The sequence below is a fragment of the Isoptericola sp. NPDC019482 genome (genome assembly GCF_040632295.1).
Classification (GTDB): domain Bacteria; phylum Actinomycetota; class Actinomycetes; order Actinomycetales; family Cellulomonadaceae; genus Isoptericola.
On record NZ_JBEYBQ010000054.1, the window covers coordinates 1 to 17,016 of the forward strand.

Annotated in this window: 14 protein-coding genes; 4 read left to right on the forward strand and 10 right to left on the reverse strand. The window is 72.9% G+C overall.

The window, feature by feature from the left end:
• Window positions 1-107: 107 nt before the first annotated feature.
• The 6 genes from ABZ493_RS20770 to ABZ493_RS20795 form a co-directional block, all read right to left on the reverse strand.
• Window positions 108-866: an SDR family oxidoreductase gene (locus ABZ493_RS20770; protein ID WP_430584023.1), complete on the reverse strand. Its 759-nt coding sequence runs from the start codon at window positions 864-866 to the stop codon at window positions 108-110.
• 100 nt (window positions 867-966) lie between these two features.
• A complete protein-coding gene (locus ABZ493_RS20775; protein WP_430584011.1) occupies window positions 967-1,716 on the reverse strand; it encodes an IclR family transcriptional regulator in 750 nt (249 codons plus the stop codon).
• A 49-nt stretch (window positions 1,717-1,765) separates the two neighbouring features.
• A complete protein-coding gene (gene kduI / locus ABZ493_RS20780; protein WP_430584012.1) occupies window positions 1,766-2,617 on the reverse strand; it encodes a 5-dehydro-4-deoxy-D-glucuronate isomerase in 852 nt (283 codons plus the stop codon).
• Window positions 2,618-2,664: 47 nt separating this feature from the next.
• Entirely contained in the window at window positions 2,665-3,969 is a 1,305-nt protein-coding gene (locus tag ABZ493_RS20785; protein ID WP_430584013.1) for a TRAP transporter large permease, read from the reverse strand.
• A gap of 10 nt (window positions 3,970-3,979) precedes the next feature.
• On the reverse strand, window positions 3,980-4,483 hold the full coding sequence (locus ABZ493_RS20790; RefSeq protein ID WP_430584014.1) for a TRAP transporter small permease: 504 nt from the start codon (window positions 4,481-4,483) through the stop codon (window positions 3,980-3,982).
• Window positions 4,480-5,544: a TRAP transporter substrate-binding protein gene (locus tag ABZ493_RS20795; RefSeq protein ID WP_430584015.1), complete on the reverse strand. Its 1,065-nt coding sequence runs from the start codon at window positions 5,542-5,544 to the stop codon at window positions 4,480-4,482. Before ABZ493_RS20795 ends, ABZ493_RS20790 begins: the two co-directional genes overlap by 4 nt.
• Before the next feature lie 158 nt (window positions 5,545-5,702).
• On the opposite strand from ABZ493_RS20795, the gene ABZ493_RS20800 reads away from it, so the two are divergent.
• Both ABZ493_RS20800 and ABZ493_RS20805 read left to right on the forward strand, forming a co-directional pair.
• Window positions 5,703-6,707: an NAD-dependent epimerase/dehydratase family protein gene (locus tag ABZ493_RS20800; protein ID WP_430584016.1), complete on the forward strand. Its 1,005-nt coding sequence runs from the start codon at window positions 5,703-5,705 to the stop codon at window positions 6,705-6,707.
• A gap of 56 nt (window positions 6,708-6,763) precedes the next feature.
• Entirely contained in the window at window positions 6,764-7,444 is a 681-nt protein-coding gene (locus ABZ493_RS20805; protein ID WP_430584017.1) for an HAD hydrolase-like protein, read from the forward strand.
• A 204-nt stretch (window positions 7,445-7,648) separates the two neighbouring features.
• On the opposite strand, the gene ABZ493_RS20810 is transcribed toward ABZ493_RS20805, so the two are convergent.
• A complete protein-coding gene (locus ABZ493_RS20810) occupies window positions 7,649-10,216 on the reverse strand; it encodes an ATP-dependent Clp protease ATP-binding subunit (protein ID WP_429736275.1) in 2,568 nt (855 codons plus the stop codon).
• A gap of 230 nt (window positions 10,217-10,446) precedes the next feature.
• Between ABZ493_RS20810 and ABZ493_RS20815 the strand changes: the two genes are divergently transcribed.
• Both ABZ493_RS20815 and ABZ493_RS20820 read left to right on the forward strand, forming a co-directional pair.
• Window positions 10,447-11,142 (forward strand): hypothetical protein, encoded by a 696-nt coding sequence (locus ABZ493_RS20815; protein WP_430584018.1) that lies wholly within the window; start codon window positions 10,447-10,449, stop codon window positions 11,140-11,142.
• A 119-nt stretch (window positions 11,143-11,261) separates the two neighbouring features.
• Window positions 11,262-12,134 carry a universal stress protein gene (locus ABZ493_RS20820; protein ID WP_430584019.1) on the forward strand — a complete coding sequence of 291 codons (873 nt, stop codon included), beginning with the start codon at window positions 11,262-11,264 and terminating at the stop codon, window positions 12,132-12,134.
• Between the two features lie 14 nt (window positions 12,135-12,148).
• Here the strand turns inward: ABZ493_RS20820 and ABZ493_RS20825 are convergent, their stop codons facing one another.
• The 3 genes from ABZ493_RS20825 to ABZ493_RS20835 are packed head-to-tail and all read right to left on the reverse strand — an operon-like array spanning window position 12,149 to window position 16,857.
• Complete coding sequence (locus ABZ493_RS20825) at window positions 12,149-13,366, reverse strand: cystathionine gamma-synthase (RefSeq protein WP_430584020.1); 1,218 nt, start codon at window positions 13,364-13,366, stop codon at window positions 12,149-12,151.
• Between the two features lie 25 nt (window positions 13,367-13,391).
• A complete protein-coding gene (locus tag ABZ493_RS20830; protein ID WP_430584021.1) occupies window positions 13,392-14,795 on the reverse strand; it encodes a cystathionine beta-synthase in 1,404 nt (467 codons plus the stop codon).
• Between the two features lie 28 nt (window positions 14,796-14,823).
• The gene (locus tag ABZ493_RS20835; RefSeq protein ID WP_430584022.1) at window positions 14,824-16,857 is read right to left on the reverse strand and encodes an AarF/UbiB family protein; all 2,034 of its coding nucleotides are present in this window, start codon (window positions 16,855-16,857) and stop codon (window positions 14,824-14,826) included.
• Window positions 16,858-17,016 lie beyond the last annotated feature (159 nt).

Below are 17,016 nucleotides of genomic sequence, written 5' to 3' on the forward strand. Positions count from 1 at the left end.
CTGGGCCACCCCGGACGACATCGCGGGCGCGGTGCTGTACCTGGCCTCGCCCGCGTCGGACTACGTGCACGGGGCGACCAACCGCTACGTCGACGGCCCCAGAGACCTCAGCGTGCCAGCCACCCGCCGTCGACGGGGATGATCGCGCCGTGCACGTAGTCCGACGCGGGCGAGGCCAGGTACAGCACCGCGCCCGCGATGTCGTCCGGGGTGGCCCAGCGGCCCGCAGGAATGCGGGCGAGGATCTCGGCGTTGCGGTCCTCGTCGGCGCGCAGCGCGCCGGTGTTGGCGGTGGCCACGTAGCCGGGCGCGACGGCGTTGACGTTGACGCCGCGGCCCGCCCACTCGTTGGCCAGCGCCTTGGTCAGGCCCGCGAGCGCCGACTTGGACGCCGTGTAGCCCGGCACGTTGACGCCGCCCTGGAAGCTCAGCATCGACGCGGTGTTGACGATCTTGCCGCTGCCTCGTGCCAGCATCGCCCGCCCGACCTCGCGCGAGAGGGTCCACGCGGAACGCAGGTTCACCTCGAGCACGTGGTCGAAGTCGGCGTCCGGGTGCTCCGCCGCCGGGGCCCGGCGGATGGTGCCGCCGTTGTTGACCAGCACGTCCACCTCGCGCTCCACCAGCGTCGCGCCGAGGGCGGTGACGGCATCGCGGTCGGACAGGTCGGTCGCGACCGGGGTGAACCGGCGCCCCGCGGCCTCGACGACGCGGCGGGCGTCCGAGTCGCCGTCCGGCATCGTCGTGCTGACGCCGATGACGTCGGCCCCCGCGCGGGCGAGGAGCGCCGCGATCGCGAGGCCGATGCCCTTGCTGGCGCCCGTCACGGCCGCGGTGCGGCCCTCGAGGCTGAACAGGCCGGCCACGGCGGGGTCGAGCCCTGGCTGGGCGGCGGGTCGGTCGGTGCTGCTGGTGCTCACGTGTCTCGTTCCTTCGTCGGGCCCGGGGGCGGGCGGGCGCTGGGCCCTACCGGTCGCCCCCGAGCGCGTGGGTGATGTCGGCGGCCGTCTTGTGCAGGTCGTCCGCCATCGCGGCGAGCTGGCTCTCCGTGTGCTCGAGGGCGAGCGAGGAGATCGACAGGCCGTAGTTGGAGTGGCCGGAGTGGTCGCGGATCGCCGTGCCGATGCAGACCACGCCGGGCACGTTCTCCTCGCGGTCGAACGCGTATCCGTCGCGGCGGATGTCCGCCAGCTCCGCGCGCAGGTCCTCCAACGTCGCCAGGCTGCGCGCCGTGCGGCGCGGCAGCCCGGCGCGGTTGACGAACCGCTCGACGGCGTCGTCGTCGAGCCGCGCCAGGATGGACTTGCCGATCGCGGAGGTGTGCAGCGGGATCGACGCGCCGACGCGAGACGGCATCCGGTACGGCTTGTCCGAGTCGGTGCGGACCAGGTAGATGATCTCGTCCCCGCTGCGCACGCCGACGTGCACCGTGCACTGCACGCGGCGCACGAGGTCGTCGACGTACGGCTGCACGATCGTCGAGACGTCCACCCGGTCGTACGCCTTCCCGGCCAGGGACAGGATCTTCGGGCCGGGCACGTGCGTCCCGCCGTCGGCGACCCGGATGAAGTCCCGGTCGACGAGCGTGGCGAGGATGCGGTGCACCGTCGCCTTCGGCAGGTCCACCGCCGCCACGATCTCGCTGAAGCGCCCGTGCGTCATCGCCGCCTCGAGCACCATCAGCGTCTTCTCGCTGGCCGTCGTCGCCTCGCTCATCGACCGTTCCTCCTCGTCCCTGCGCGTCCGCGCGTCCTCGGCGCTGTCGTCAGCGCATCGTGGCGACGTCGAACCCGTCCATGTCGTCGAACGCCTGGTTCTCGCCGGCCATCGCCCACACGAAGGAGTATGCGGCGGTGCCGACGCCGGAGTGCACCGACCAGCTCGGCGAGATGATCGCCTCGCGGTCCGCCACGACCATGTGCCGCGTCTCGGTGGGCTCGCCCAGCAGGTGCACGACGCGCGCCTCGGCCGGCAGGTCGAAGTACAGGTAGCACTCCGTGCGCCGGTCGTGGGTGTGCGCGGGCATGGTGTTCCACATGCTGCCCGGGTGCAGCGTCGTGACGCCCATGACCACCTGGCACGACTGCACGCCGTTCTCGTGGATGTACTGGTTGAGCGTGCGACGGTTGGACGTGACCTGGTCGCCGAGCTCGCGCACGGTGCCCTGCCCGGGCTCGACCAGCGTGGTCGGGTACGCGGTGTGCGCCGGCGCCGAGAAGAGGTAGAACCGGGCGGGCCCGGCCTCCCCCGTCGCGGTGCCGGACGCGCTGTCGGACGCGAGGACGACGTCGGTCGCGCCGCGCCCGACGTACAGGCAGGCGCCGTGCGCGAGGCGGTGCTCCGTGCCGTCCACCGTGATCGTGCCCGGGCCGCCGACGTTGACGATGCCGGCCTCGCGGTGCTCGAAGAACTGCTCCGAGCGGATCTCCGGGTAGCCCGGCAGGCTCAACGGCGCGGACACCGGGCTGATGCCGCCCAGCACCACGCGGTCGTGGTGGGTGTAGACCGTGCGGATCTCGTCGTCGACGAACAGGTCGGGCACGAGGTAGCGGTCCCGCAGGTCCTGGGTGGTCATGCCCGGGATCTGCTCCGGGGCGGTGGCGTAACGCTGTTCCATGGGAACCTCCGAATCGGTGGTGGACGGTGGACGGTGGACGTGGCAGGTCAGGCGAGCCCGAGCAGCCCCGGCAGCCAGAGCGACAGGGCGGGCGTCATGGCCACGACCAGCAGCAGGAGCACGAGGGCGACGAAGAACGGGACGAGTCTCCGCATGACGCTCTCGATGGACATGCCCGACACCCTGGCACCGACGAACAGGACGGGCCCGACGGGCGGGGTGATCGTGCCGATGGACAGCGCGAGCACCATGAAGATCCCGAAGTGCACGGGGTCCATGCCGAACGCGGTGACGACGGGCAGGAAGATCGGCGCGAAGATCAGCACCGCCGGCGTCGGGTCCATGAAGCAGCCGATGACCAGCAGCAGCACCACGATGAGCACGATGAGCACGTACGGGTTGGTGCTGACGCTCAGCAGGGCGTCGGTCACGAGCTGCGGGATCTGCGCGAACGACATCACCCACGACATCACCGCGGACACCCCGACGAGGAACATGACGATCGCCGTGGTGCGCGCCGACTCGAGCAGGATGCCGGACAGGTCGCGCACCGAGATCGAGCGGTACACGAAGGACAGGACCAGCGAGTACAGCACGGCGATGCACGACGCCTCGGTGGGCGTGAAGACGCCCGCCAGGATGCCGCCGATGACGATGACGATGAGCAGGAGTGCCGGGACGGCCTGCCCGGCGACCCTGAGCCTCGCCGCGCCCGACAGCTTCTCGGTCACGCGCAGCTCGGGCCGCTTGCGGGCGTACAGGTGCACGATCACCATGCAGACGGCGGCCCACAGGATGCCGGGCACGTAGCCGGCCACGAACAGCGCCGCGACGGACGTGCTCGACACGAGCGAGTACACGATCATCAGGTTGCTGGGCGGGATGATCATGCCGGACGGCGCGGACGCGATGTTGGTCGCGGCGGCGAAGTCCCTGGGGTACCCCTCCTTCGCCTGCAGCGGCCCCATCGTCGAGCCGACGGCGGCCACGGACGCGACGGCCGAGCCGGAGACCGCCCCGAACATCGCGTTCGCCGCGACGTTGGTCTGGGCGAGCGACCCGGGGGCCCGGCCCACGAGCATCTTGGCGAAGTTGACGAGCCGCAGCGCGATCCCGCCGTTGTTCATGATCACGCCGGCGAGCACGAAGAACGGGATCGCCAGCAGGGAGAAGTTGTTGACGCCGCGGAACATCTGCTGCGCGGACGTGAGGAGCCCGTTCTCGAAGCCGAGCACGGTGATCGCGGCGAGCGCCGACGACGTGCCGACGGCCACGGAGATCGGGATCCCCAGCGCGAGGAGGGCGAGGATCCCGACGATCAGGACCAGCCCGGCGATTGCTGCCACCTCCATGTGAGCCCCCTCAGACTGCGTCCGGCTCGCCGTCGGTGCTGGCGTTCTCCACGCCACGCACGACGGCCACCAGGTGGTAGACGGTGTAGAAGAGCACGAGCACGCCCGAGACCGGGAGCACCAGGTAGAGCCAGCCGACCATCAGCGGGAGGCTGGGCACGTCCTGCGTCCAGGTGAGCTGGGCGAGCTGCCAGCCGCCGTAGACGAGCACCAGCGCGGCGAACGCGAACGTCACGACCTGGCTGAGCACGGCGGCCGCGCGCTGCAGGTGCTCGGGCGCCTTGCGCACGAGGAAGTCGACGGCGATGTGCCCGCGCTCGCCGAACACGAGGGCGGTGCCGAAGAAGCTGAGCCACACGAACAGGTACTTGGCGAGCTCCTCGGACCACACGCTCGGCGCGGACAGCACCTGGCGGGTGAAGACCTGCCATGCCACGACCAGCACCAGCGCACCCAGGAGCAGCACGCACAGCCAGCGCAGCACGACGTCGAGGCCGTTCTTGACGCGGGTCATCGGTCCTCCTCCGCCATCTGCTCGGCGACGGCGCGGGTGCGGTCGTAGAGCTCGCGCGACGTGGGCGTGGTGAGCTTCTCGTCGAGCAGCGGGGCGACGGCCTCGCGGAACGGCTCGACGTCGGGCGAGTTGAACTCGGCGCCGGCCTCCTCGGCGGCCTGCTGGCTCTCCGTCATGACCTCGGTCGTGAGGCGGCTCGACTCGTCGTAGGCCGCCTGGAGCTCCTCGAGGAACACGCCGCGGTCGGCCTCCGACATGGCGTCGAAGGTGTCCGGGTTGGTGATGAGGTAGTCCGGGATCATGAGGTGGTTCGTGTACGAGTAGTACGGCGCGACCTCGTCGTGCTTGAGGTTGCGGTAGATCGACTCGTTGTTCTCGCCGCCGTCGATGACGCCCGACTGGATGGCCGTGTACACCTCGCCCTGGCCCATGGGCGTGCCGACGCCGCCCATGAGGTCCATCATCCGGCTGTTGGTGTCGGTCTCCATGACGCGGATCTTGAGGCCGGCGAGGTCCTCGGGCGTCTCGATCGGGTGCGCCGAGGTGTAGACGCTGCGCACGCCGGCGGAGAACCCTCCGAGCACGCGGATCCGCTGGTCCTCGAGCGACGTGTACAGGTCCCCGGTGATGGCCGGGTCGTTGAGCACGGCCTCCTGGTGCGCCTGGGAGTCGTAGACGTACGGCATGTTCAGGGCCACGAAGTCCGGGTTGATGTTCTCCAGCAGGGACCCGGCCACGAGGGCGAAGTCGACCGCACCGGACTGCACCAGCTCGACGGTGTCCTTCTGCGCGCCGAGGGTCTCGTTCGGGTACACCTCCACCGAGTAGCGACCGTCGGTCCGCTCCGCGAGCCGCTCCCCCAGGTGGGTCAGCGCCACGGCCTCGGGCTGGTCGGCGTTCTGGTTGAAGGCCACCTTGAAGACGCGCTCCGCCTCCGGCGCCCCGGCGCCGTCGGACGCCGTGCTCCCCGCCGTCGCGGTGGTGAATCCTGCGCCGCAGGCGGTCAGCGCTACCGCCACGAGCGCCGCAGACCCTGCTGCGGCCAGCTGTCTGAGCCTCATCGCCCCCTCCTTCTGCTCCTCGTCGAGCGAGACACCGTCGGTGTCTCATGGTCCGTCACACGGAACTCAGTTCTGTAGTACGGAACCAGTTGCCGAGCCTGCCTGTCAAGCCGCGCGCCCGGAGGCCGGCCGACGGCGGAGGCGGGCACGATGTGCCCATGAGCATCCGCAGCCCCCAGGACGTCCTGTTCATCGGCGGCTCCGGCGTCATCAGCGCCGCGAGCGTCACCCGCGCCGTCGCCCTCGGGCACCGCGTCACGGTCCTCAACCGCGGCACGTCGACGACGCGGCCGCTGCCGCCGGAGGTCGAGACGCTCGTGGCCGACGTGACCGACGACGACGCCGTCGACGCCGCCCTCGCGGGCCGGGAGTTCGACGTCGTCGCGCAGTTCCGCGCGTTCCGCCCGGACCACGTGGCGCACGACGTCGAGCGCTTCACCGGGCGGGTCGGGCAGTACGTCTTCGTCTCGTCCGCGTCGGCGTACCAGACGCCCCCGGAGCGGCTCCCCGTCACGGAGTCCACGCCGCTGCGCAACCCGTTCTGGCAGTACTCGCGCGACAAGATCGCCGGCGAGGACGTGCTCGTGCGCGCCTGGCGGGACCGCGACTTCCCCGCGACGATCGTGCGCCCGTCGCACACCTACGACCGCACGCTCCTGCCCACCACCGGCGGCTGGACCGACGTCGCGCGGCTGCGGGCAGGGAAGCCCGTCGTCGTGCACGGGGACGGCACCTCCCTGTGGACCCTGACCCACACGGAGGACTTCGCCGTCGGGTTCGTGGGCCTCCTCGGCCACCCCGGCGCCGTGGGCGACACGTTCCAGATCATGGGCACGCACGCCCCGACGTGGGACCAGATCTACGGCTGGCTCGCCGCGGCCGCCGGCGTCGACGAGCCCGAGCTCGTGCACGTGGCCTCCGAGACCATCGCCCGCGCGCTGCCCGACGCCGGCCCCGGTCTGCTGGGCGACAAGGCCCACTCGATGCTGTTCGACTGCGCCAAGGTGCGCGCCCTGGTGCCCGAGTTCGGCACGACGATCACGTACGACCGGGCCGCCGTCGAGCAGGTCGCCTGGCACGACGCGCACCCGGAGGCGCAGCGGGTGGACGACGCCCTCGACACGGCGTTCGACCATCTGGTCGCGCACGCGCGCGCCGTCTGAGGCCCGGGCACCGGCACCGGCACCGACACCGGCACCACGGCACGTACCCTGCCGGGGTGACCCGCTCCCCCTCCCCGCTCGTCCTGCTCGACCTCGACGGCACGCTCACCGACTCCGCGCCCGGCATCGTGGCGGGCATCCGCCACGCCTACGGCGCGCTCGGCCTGCCCGTGCCCGACGACGCCACGCTGCGCTCGTTCGTCGGCCCGCCCATCACCGACACGTTCCCGGAGCACGGCGTCCCGGCCGACCGCGTGGACGAGGCGGTGCGCGCGTACCGCGAGGTGTACGCCGCCGGCGGCATGTACGACAACCGGGTGTTCGACGGCGTCCCCGAGGTGCTCCGCGCGCTGCGGGCCGCCGGCTGCACGCTCGCCGTCGCGACGTCCAAGCCGGAGGTGTACGCGAAGCCCATCTGTGACCGGTACGGGCTCACGGACCTGGTCGACGGCGTCTTCGGCGCGCCGCTCGACGAGGGCACGTCGACCAAGGCCACGGTGATCGCCAAGGCCCTCGCGACCCTCGGCCGCACCTCCCCCGTGGACCCGGCCGACGGCCCCGCGGTCATGGTCGGCGACCGCGAGCACGACGTGCACGGCGCCGCCGAGCACGGCATCCCCTGCGTCGGCGCCACCTGGGGGTACGCCGCGCCCGGCGAGCTCACGGAGGCCGGCGCCGTCGCGCTGGTGGACGACGTCGCCGACCTCACCGACGCCGTCCTGTCCCGTCTCCGCTGATCCCCGACGAGCTGTCAGAGCCACGGCGGGGTATACCCCGCTGTAGGTCTGACAACTCCGCGGGCGTGCGAGTTGTCAGAGCCACAGCGCGGTATACCCGGCTGTGGGCCTGACAACTCGTGGCGCGGCACGACGAAGGCCCCGGACCCTGTGAGGGGGTCCGGGGCCTTCGTCGTCGACCGTCAGGTCGGTGGGATCAGCGCGTCACTCCGCGCCGGCCTGCATCTGGCCGGTCGGGGGCAGGTCGTGCACCGAGACGCCGGTGGGGGCGTCGAGAGCGGCCGCCGCGCCGACCGTGACCGGCCCGCGCTCGTGCTCGCTCTTGGGGACCCCGCGGAAGGTGAACTCCCCGAGGATGCCCTCGCCCTCGCCGTCGACCAGCACGAGGTCGCCCGCCTTGAGCTCGCCGAACAGGATCTTCTCGGACAGCGTGTCCTCGATCTCCCGCTGGATCGCCCGCTTCAGCGGACGGGCGCCGAGCACCGGGTCGTAGCCCTTCTCCGCCAGCAGGTTCTTCGCGGCGGGCGTGAGCTCGATGGCCATGTCCCGGTCTCGCAGCCGCTTGTCCAGCTTGGCGATCTCCAGGTCGACGATCTCGATGATCTCGTCCTGCGAGAGCTGCGGGAAGACCACCACGTCGTCGACGCGGTTGAGGAACTCCGGCCGGAAGTGCTGCTTGAGCTCCTCGTTGACCTTCGCCTTCATGCGCTCGTAGGAGGTCACCAGGTCGCCGCCGGCGTTGAAGCCGGTCTGGACGCCCTTGGCGATGTCCCGCGTGCCGAGGTTCGTGGTCATGATGATCACGGTGTTCTTGAAGTCGACCACCCGGCCCTGCGAGTCGGTCAGGCGACCGTCCTCGAGCACCTGCAGCAGCGAGTTGAAGATGTCCGCGTGGGCCTTCTCGACCTCGTCGAAGAGGACCACCGAGAACGGCTTGCGACGCACCTTCTCCGTGAGCTGCCCACCCTCGTCGTAGCCGACGTACCCGGGGGGCGAGCCGAACAGCCGCGACACGGTGTGCTTCTCCGAGAACTCGGACATGTCGAGCTGGATCAGCGCGTCCTCGTCCCCGAAGAGGAACTCGGCGAGGGCCTTGGCCAGCTCCGTCTTCCCGACGCCCGTGGGGCCGGCGAAGATGAACGAGCCACCGGGGCGCTTCGGGTCCTTGAGCCCGGCGCGCGTGCGACGGATCGCCTGCGACAGCGCCTTGATGGCCGTGTCCTGGCCGACGACCCGCTTGTGCAGCTCGTCCTCCATGTGCAGGAGCTTGCTGGACTCCTCCTCGGTGAGCTTGACGACCGGGATGCCGGTCGACATCGCCAGCACCTCGGCGATGAGCTCGTCGTCGACCTCCGCGACGGAGTCGAGGTCGCCCGACTTCCAGGCCTTCTCCTTGTCGGCGCGCTGGGCGGTGAGCTGCTTCTCCTTGTCCCGCAGCCCGGCGGCCTTCTCGAAGTCCTGCTCGTCGATCGCCGACTCCTTGTCGCGGCGCGCCTCGGCGATCTCCTCGTCCAGGGCCTTGAGCTCCGGCGGCGCCGTCATGCGACGGATGCGCAGGCGTGCGCCGGCCTCGTCGATCAGGTCGATCGCCTTGTCCGGCAGGTACCGGTCGTTGATGTACCGGTCGGCGAGCTGCGCGGCGGAGACCAGCGCGGAGTCCGTGATGGACACGCGGTGGTGCGCCTCGTAGCGGTCGCGCAGGCCCTTGAGGATCTCGATGGCGTGCTCGAGCGACGGCTCGTTGACCTGGATCGGCTGGAAGCGGCGCTCCAGGGCCGGGTCCTTCTCGACGTACTTGCGGTACTCGTCGAGCGTCGTGGCGCCGATGGTCTGCAGCTCGCCGCGGGCCAGCATCGGCTTGAGGATGCTCGCCGCGTCGATCGCGCCCTCGGCGGCGCCCGCCCCGACGAGGGTGTGGATCTCGTCGATGAACAGGATGATGTCGCCGCGGGTGCGGATCTCCTTGAGCACCTTCTTGAGGCGCTCCTCGAAGTCACCGCGGTAGCGGGAGCCGGCGACCAGGGCGCCGAGGTCCAGCGTGTAGAGCTGCTTGTCCTTCAGCGTCTCCGGCACGTCGCCGCGCACGATGTCCTGGGCGAGGCCCTCGACGACGGCAGTCTTGCCGACGCCCGGCTCGCCGATCAGCACGGGGTTGTTCTTGGTGCGGCGGCTCAGCACCTGCATGACGCGCTCGATCTCCGTCGAGCGGCCGATGACCGGGTCGAGCTTGCCCTCGCGCGCGGCCTGGGTGAGGTTGCGGCCGAACTGGTCGAGGACGGCGGAGCCGGACGGCTGCCCCTCCTGCGGGCCGCCGGCGGCCACGGGCTCCTTGCCCTGGTAGCCGCTCAGCAGCTGGATGACCTGCTGGCGCACCTTGTTCAGGTCGGCGCCCATCTTGGTGAGCACCTGGGCGGCGACGCCCTCACCCTCGCGGATGAGGCCGAGCAGGATGTGCTCGGTGCCGATGTAGTTGTGCCCGAGCTGCAGCGCCTCGCGGAGCGACAGCTCCAGCACCTTCTTGGCGCGCGGCGTGAACGGGATGTGCCCGCTCGGGGCCTGCTGGCCCTCGCCGATGATCTCGGTGACCTGGGTGCGGACGCCGTCGAGCGAGATCCCCAGCGACTCCAGGGCCTTCGCGGCGACGCCCTCACCCTCGTGGATGAGTCCGAGCAGGATGTGCTCGGTGCCGATGTAGTTGTGGTTGAGCATCCTTGCCTCTTCCTGAGCAAGGACGACCACCCGACGGGCTCGGTCGGTGAATCTCTCGAACATGTGCTGCTCCCTCACGAGCGGCGTTACCTGCACCCCGTCGGATTGACGGCTACAGCCTGACCGCTACGACTCTATGCGCTCCCAACTCGCCGACCCCCCTCGGTAAGCCCATGTTCGCCAGGGGCGTGACGGCGTGCCGGATTGCCAGCCGCGGCCGGGGCGGTCCAGGCTCGGGGAAAGGCGGTCGCCGCCGCGGAGACCGCCGCAGAGGTTCCACCCAGGGGGTACCGATGGACGAGATCGAGCAGCAGCCGGGAGCCACGGGCGGGGCGGGTCACGACGCGGGCCGGCGGGCGTGGAACGGGGACGACGCGCGGCTGGCCCGGTTCTCGGGTCTCCTCGGCGAGGTGCACGACCCGCTGACCTGGGGCCTCGACCTGGAGGACGAGTCGCTCACGGGGCACACGGACTCCGAGGACCCCACGTGCGAGCGGTTCGTGCGCGCCTACCGGTCGTTCACCGGCGAGGCGCTGGAGGTCGAGACCCTGCGCACCCGGGTGCCCGACGACGACGTCGAGGACGTGGTCCGCGCCGCGTGCAGTGGCGCGCTCGCCGCGCCCCTGCACGCCGACATCGCCGCTCCCGTCGAGGCCGCACCGGCCGACGAGCCGGACAAAGCCGACGGGGGCGCCGCGCACGAGGGGTCGGACTTCGCGGACTCCTTCCAGGACTACCGCAGCGCCATGCGCGCCCTCGTCGCGGAGGTCGACGAGGCCCCGCTGGCGACGGGGACGTTCTCCGTCGACGGCGACGACGCGGACTGCGTGCGCGTCACCGCGCGCGAGACCACGGCCGTGTACGTGGCGGCGGCCGACCGCGCCCTCGTGGTCACGGGCCCCGCCGACCTCGTCGACCGGGTGGAGGTCGTGACGCGCCCCGTCGACGCCCTGCTGTCGGGGCGTCGGCGTGCTGACGGCGGTGCGTGATCGACGTCCCGTGACCTCGCCCTGACGGGCGACGACGCCCGACCTATGCTGCAAGCCAGGGCCGTCCCCCCGGGTCGTGGCGGGGCGGCGGACGCACGACGAGAGAGTCGGGGTGGCCGATGCGCGGCATCGTGGTCGGGGTCAACGGTTCGGTCGAGTCGGACGAGGCGCTGGACTGGGCACTGCGGGAGGCCGCAACGGCCGCCGCGCCGCTCACGCTGGTCATGGTCGACGCGGGCGCAGGGAAGGGCGCCGACGCCGCCGCGCACGAGGCCGCGCTGGCCCCGGTGCGCGAGGAGGCCCAGGGTCTGCTCGACGCGGCCCGCGCCCGCACCGGGGTCGACGTCGAGGGGACGGTCGCGGCCCTGCCCGGCCCGGCGGCCGACCGGCTGCTCGAGCTCGGCGCGGACGCCGACATGCTGGTCCTGGGCCGGCGGCGGCGGGGCCGGCTCGGGCGCGCGGTCCTGGGCTCGGTGTCGACGACGGTCGTGGAGCACGCCGTCGTGCCCGTCACGGTGGTGCGGCACGGCAACCCCGACGGCGCGGACGACGTTCCCGCCGAGCCGGCGCCGCGCATCGTCGTCGGCGTCGACACGTCGGCCCCGAGCGTCGCCGCACTGCGGCACGCGTGCGAGGTCGCGGGCCGCACGGGGGCGTCGATCGACGCCGTCTTCGCCTGGCAGATCACGACCCTGGCTCCGCTGCCCGGCTCGTGGGGCTGGGCGCCGCCCGTCGAGGACTACGAGAAGTTCGCGGCCGACTCGCTCGCCGAGGCGGTCCGGGCGGCCGGCGTCACGCTGCCGCCCGAGCGCCTGAACCGCCGGGTGGTGCACGGCCAGGCCGCCAAGCAGCTCGTGCTCGCGGCGCAGGGTGCCGAGCGGCTCGTCGTCGGGGCGCGCGGTCTCGGCGGCTTCGACCGGCTGCTGCTCGGCTCGGTGAGCCGGCAGGTGCTCGACTTCGCGCCCTGCCCCGTCACCGTCGTCCGCGGCTGACGCCGGCCCCGCCGCTACGCGAGGGCCTGCTCGAGGTCCGCGACCAGGTCGTCCACGTCCTCGATCCCGACGGACAGCCGCACGAGGTCGTCGGGCACCTCGAGGGACGTGCCCGCCACCGAGCCGTGCGTCATGCGACCCGGGTGCTCGACGAGCGACTCCACCCCGCCCAGCGACTCGGCGAGCGTGAACACCCGCGTGCGCGCGCACACGTCGAGCGCCTTCGCCTCGCTGCCCGCCCGGAACGACACCATGCCGCCGAACCCGCTCATCTGGCGAGCCGCGACGTCGTGCCCCGGGTGGGACGCGAGGCCCGGGTAGAGCACCTCGGTCACGGCCGGGTGGTCGACGAGGAAGGCCGCGACCGCGGCCGCGTTGGCCTGGTGGCGGTCCATCCGGACCGCGAGCGTCTTGAGCCCGCGCAGCGTGAGCCACGCGTCGAACGGCCCGGCGACGGCGCCCGACGAGTTCTGGTGGAAGCCGACGGCGCCGGCCACGTCCGTGCCCCCCGCGGGCGACTCGAGCCCGCCCGGCAGCACCGCGCCCGCCGCGACGACGAGCGCTCCCCCGACGACGTCGCTGTGGCCCCCGATGTACTTGGTCGTCGAGTGCACGACGACGTCCGCGCCCAGCGCCAGCGGCTGCTGCAGGTACGGGGTGGCGAACGTGTTGTCCACGACGAGCAGCGCGCCCGCGTCGTGCGCGACACCCGCGAGCGCCGCGACGTCGCTGATCCCGAGCAGCGGGTTGGTGGGCGTCTCGACCCACAGCACCCTCGTCTCGGGCCGGACCGCGGCCCGGACCGCCTCGACGTCGGACAGGTCGACGGGAGTGTGCGCGATCCCCCACGGCCCGAAGACGCGCGCGATGAGGCGGTACGTGCCGCCGTATGCGTCGTCGGGCACGATCACGTGGTCGCCGGGACGCAGCACCGCGCGCAGCAGCGTGTCCTCGGCGGCCAGGCCGGACGCGAACGCGAAGCCGCGCTCGCCCCGCTCCGCCGCCGCGAGCGCCTCCTCCAGCGCGGTGCGCGTCGGGTTGGCGGAGCGCGAGTACTCGTACCCGCCGCGCAGGCCGCCCACGCCGTCCTGCTTGTACGTGGAGACCTGGTGGATCGGCGGCACGACGGCGCCCGTCGTCGGGTCCGGGTCCTGGCCCGCGTGGATGGCACGGGTCGAGAAGCCGGTGGTCGTCCAGTCGGGGTGCGCCCGACCCTGCTCGCTGTGGCTCACCCGGCCAGACTACGCACGAGCGTGGTCACCGGCCCGCGACGAACCCGAGCAGGTCGTGGCGGGTGAGGACGCCGACCGGGTCGCCGTCCTCCACGACGAGCAGCGCGTCGGCGTCGGTGAGCGCGGCGCGCACCGCCTCCACGCCCTCGCCGGCGCCGATGAGCGGCAGCCGGGGCTGCATGTGCGCGTCGACGCGGTCGGCGAGGGACGCGCGGCCGGAGAACACGGCGTCGAGCAGCGCGCGCTCGGTGACCGCGCCCGCGACCTCGCCGATCTTCACGGGCGGCTCGGCCCCGACGACGGGCATCTGCGAGACGCCGTACTCGCGCAGGATCTCGATGGCGTCGCGCACCGTCTCGCTGGGGTGCGTGTGCACGAGGTCGGGCAGCCGCCCGTCCTTGGCCCGCAGGACGTCGCCGGCGGTGACGCCCTCCTCGTCGGGCAGGAACCCGTACGACCGCATCCACGTGTCGGAGAAGATCTTCGACAGGTAGCCGCGCCCGCCGTCGGGCAGCAGGACGACGATCACGGCCTGCGCCGCGGCCGCGGCGTCCTCCTCCTCGAGCCGGCGCGCGAGCCGCAGCGCGGCCTCGACCGCCATCCCGCACGAGCCGCCCACGAGCAGGCCCTCCTCGCGCGCGAGGCGGCGCGTCATCGCGAACGAGTCCGCGTCGGTGACGGCGATGACCTCGTCGGGGACGGTCGGGTCGTAGGCCCCTGGCCAGAAGTCCTCGCCGACGCCCTCGACCAGGTAGGGGCGGCCGTCGCCACCGGAGTAGACCGAGCCCGCCGGGTCGGCGCCGACGACCCGCACCGGGCCGCCGTCGGCCCGCTCCGCCGAGACCTCCTTGAGGTAGCGGCCGGTGCCGGTGATCGTGCCGCCCGTGCCGACGCCCGCGACGAAGTGCGTCACGCGGCCGTCGGTGTCCGCCCACACCTCGGGCCCGGTGGACTCGTAGTGGGACAGCGGGCCGTTCGGGTTGGCGTACTGGTTCGGCTTCCAGGCCCCGTCGATCTCCCGCACGAGCCGGTCGGAGACCGAGTAGTAGGAGTCGGGGTGGTCGGGCGGCACGGCGGTGGGCGTCACGACCACGCGCGCGCCGTACGCCCGCAGCACGTCGCGCTTGTCCTCGCTCACCTTGTCCGGGCAGACGAACACGCAGTCGTAGCCCTTGCGCTGCGCGACGAGCGCGAGGCCCACGCCGGTGTTGCCCGACGTCGGCTCGACGATCGTGCCGCCGGGCCGCAGCTCGCCGGACGCCTCCGCCGCCTCGACCATCTTCAGCGCGATGCGGTCCTTGACCGACCCGCCGGGGTTCACGTACTCGACCTTGGCGAGGATCGTCGCGCTGAGGCCGTCCGTGACACGGGTGAGCCGCACGAGCGGGGTGTGCCCGACGAGCTCCGAGATGTGCTCCGCGTATCTCATGAGCCGATCATGCCCCTCTGTGCGGCTTTCACCACCGGTCCCGCGTGGTGCCGCGGAACGCCACGACGAGCACCCGCACCGCGAGCACCGTGCCGACGAAGCCCAGCGCGGCGCCGAGCACCGTGAACCAGGGCAGCTGGGGCGCGAGCATCGGTCCGCCGTCGGCGACGAACAGCACCACCGCGCCGACGACGGCGCCCACGGCCACGAGCGTCATGATGACCTGCTGCACCAGGCCGGACAGGAACGCCCGGTCGGCGGGGTCGGAGAACGCGCGGACGGTGACCGTGAACCGTCCCTCCTCCAGGTCGCGGACGAGGCGGGTCACGCGGCGGGGCAGCCGCTCCAGCTCGGGTGCGAAGCCGAGCAGCTGCTGCGTGGCCTTGCGGCGCACCGCCTCCGGGGTGACGAGCCGGTGCATCAGCGGGCGGCCGTGCTCGCGGGCTCCTGCCACCAGGTCGTAGCCGGGGCTGAGCAGGCCGAGCGTGCCCTCCAGCGACGCGAACGTGCGGAACGCGGCGGCGACCTGCGGCGGCACGGCCATGCCGGCCGACGTCACGACCCGGACCAGGCCGGCGAAGGCGGCGCCCGCCCCGGCACCCGCGCGGAACCGGAGCACCAGCTGGCCCACCTCGCGCTCGAGGCGCCGCGCGTCCAGGCCGGGCGGCGCGTCGAGCAGCTCGAGCAGGGCGTCCGTGGCGGCGATCGCGTCGTCTCCCTCGATCGCCAGGAGCAGCGCCCCGAGCGCGATGCGCTCCGGCTCGCCGAGGCGACCCACCGACCCCATGTCCAGCAGGCCGAGCCCGCCGCCGGCCAGCACGAGCACGTTGCCCGGGTGCAGGTCGGCGTGGAACGTGCCCGCCACGAGCAGCTGGTCGAGCGCGGCGCGCAGCAGCCGGTCCGCGAGGGCGGCGCGGGCCTCGTCGTCGAGCCGGGCGAGCGCCGCGTGGGCCTGGCCGACCGGCGTGCCGTCGAGCCGCTCCAGCACGAGCAGCGTGCCGCTCGACGGCCCGTCGACCACCTGCGGCACCACGACGAGCGGGCCCGACGACGCGCCGTCGTGCGTCGTGACGTCCAGCACCGCGCGCAGCGCTCGCGTGTTCTCCGCCTCGACGTCGTAGTCGAGCTCCTCGCGCAGCGATGCGGCGAAGCCGTCGGCCAGCGCGACGACGCCGAGGGAGCGGCCCCACGCGGTGTCGCGCTCGAGGCGGCGGGCGAGGCGGCCGAGGATCGCGAGGTCGACGGCGACCTGCTCGCGCGCGCCCGGGCGCTGCACCTTGACCACGACGTCGCGCCCGTCGAGCAGGCGCGCGGCGTGCACCTGGCCCACCGACGCGGAGGCGAGCGGCTGCGGGTCGAAGGAGGCGAAGACCTCGCCCACGGGCCGCCCGAGCGACGTCTCGACGACCGCCTCCACCTGCTCCCACGGCGCGGGCGGCACGTCGCTCTGCAGCGTCGCGAGGGTCTCGGTGACGGCGTCCGGCAGCAGGTCGCGCCGGGTGGAGAGCATCTGGCCGAACTTCACGAACGTCACGCCCGCGTCCGACAGCGTGTCGCGCAGCCCGACCGCGAGGCGACGGACGTCCGAGCGCGACGTCGTCCGGGCGTCGCGGCGGTTGCGCCCGAACGCCCCGCCCAGGCCGTGCCGGACGGCGATCGCCACCACCTGGGCGTAGCGGCGCGTCTCGCGCCGGCCCTGCCGCAGCCGCCGGGCGGCACGCCACGGCGTCGGCAGCGTGCCCGTGGGCACCAGCAGCTCCAGCACGAGCAGCACGCACAGGCCCAGCACGAACGCCCAGCAGAAGACGAGGACGATCCCCACGAGCGCGACCCACGGGTCGACCTCGAGCTCGCCGTCGCCGCTCCACCAGCCCGCCGCGCGCAGCCCGCTGGTGAGCGCCGCCGAGGCGCCGGTGATCGCGGCCAACGAGACGAGCACCGCCCGGATCCAGCCGACCGGCGCACCCATCACCCGCCGCGCCGTCCAGGCGAGCAGCACCAGCATCGCCACCGTCGACACGAACGCGAAGATCGCGCCGACCACGCCGCCTACCGCGTCCATGCCCACGCCCGTGCCCGTTCTGACGTCGCCCGCACCATGGCGCCCACTCTCCCGGACGGCGCCCCGCCCGTCGTGCCGGCCCGCCCGCACCCCCTGCCCGAACAGGCGGGGGGCAACCGGTTTGGCCCCCCGGGGGGGCGCGAAACGGGGGGGACCCCC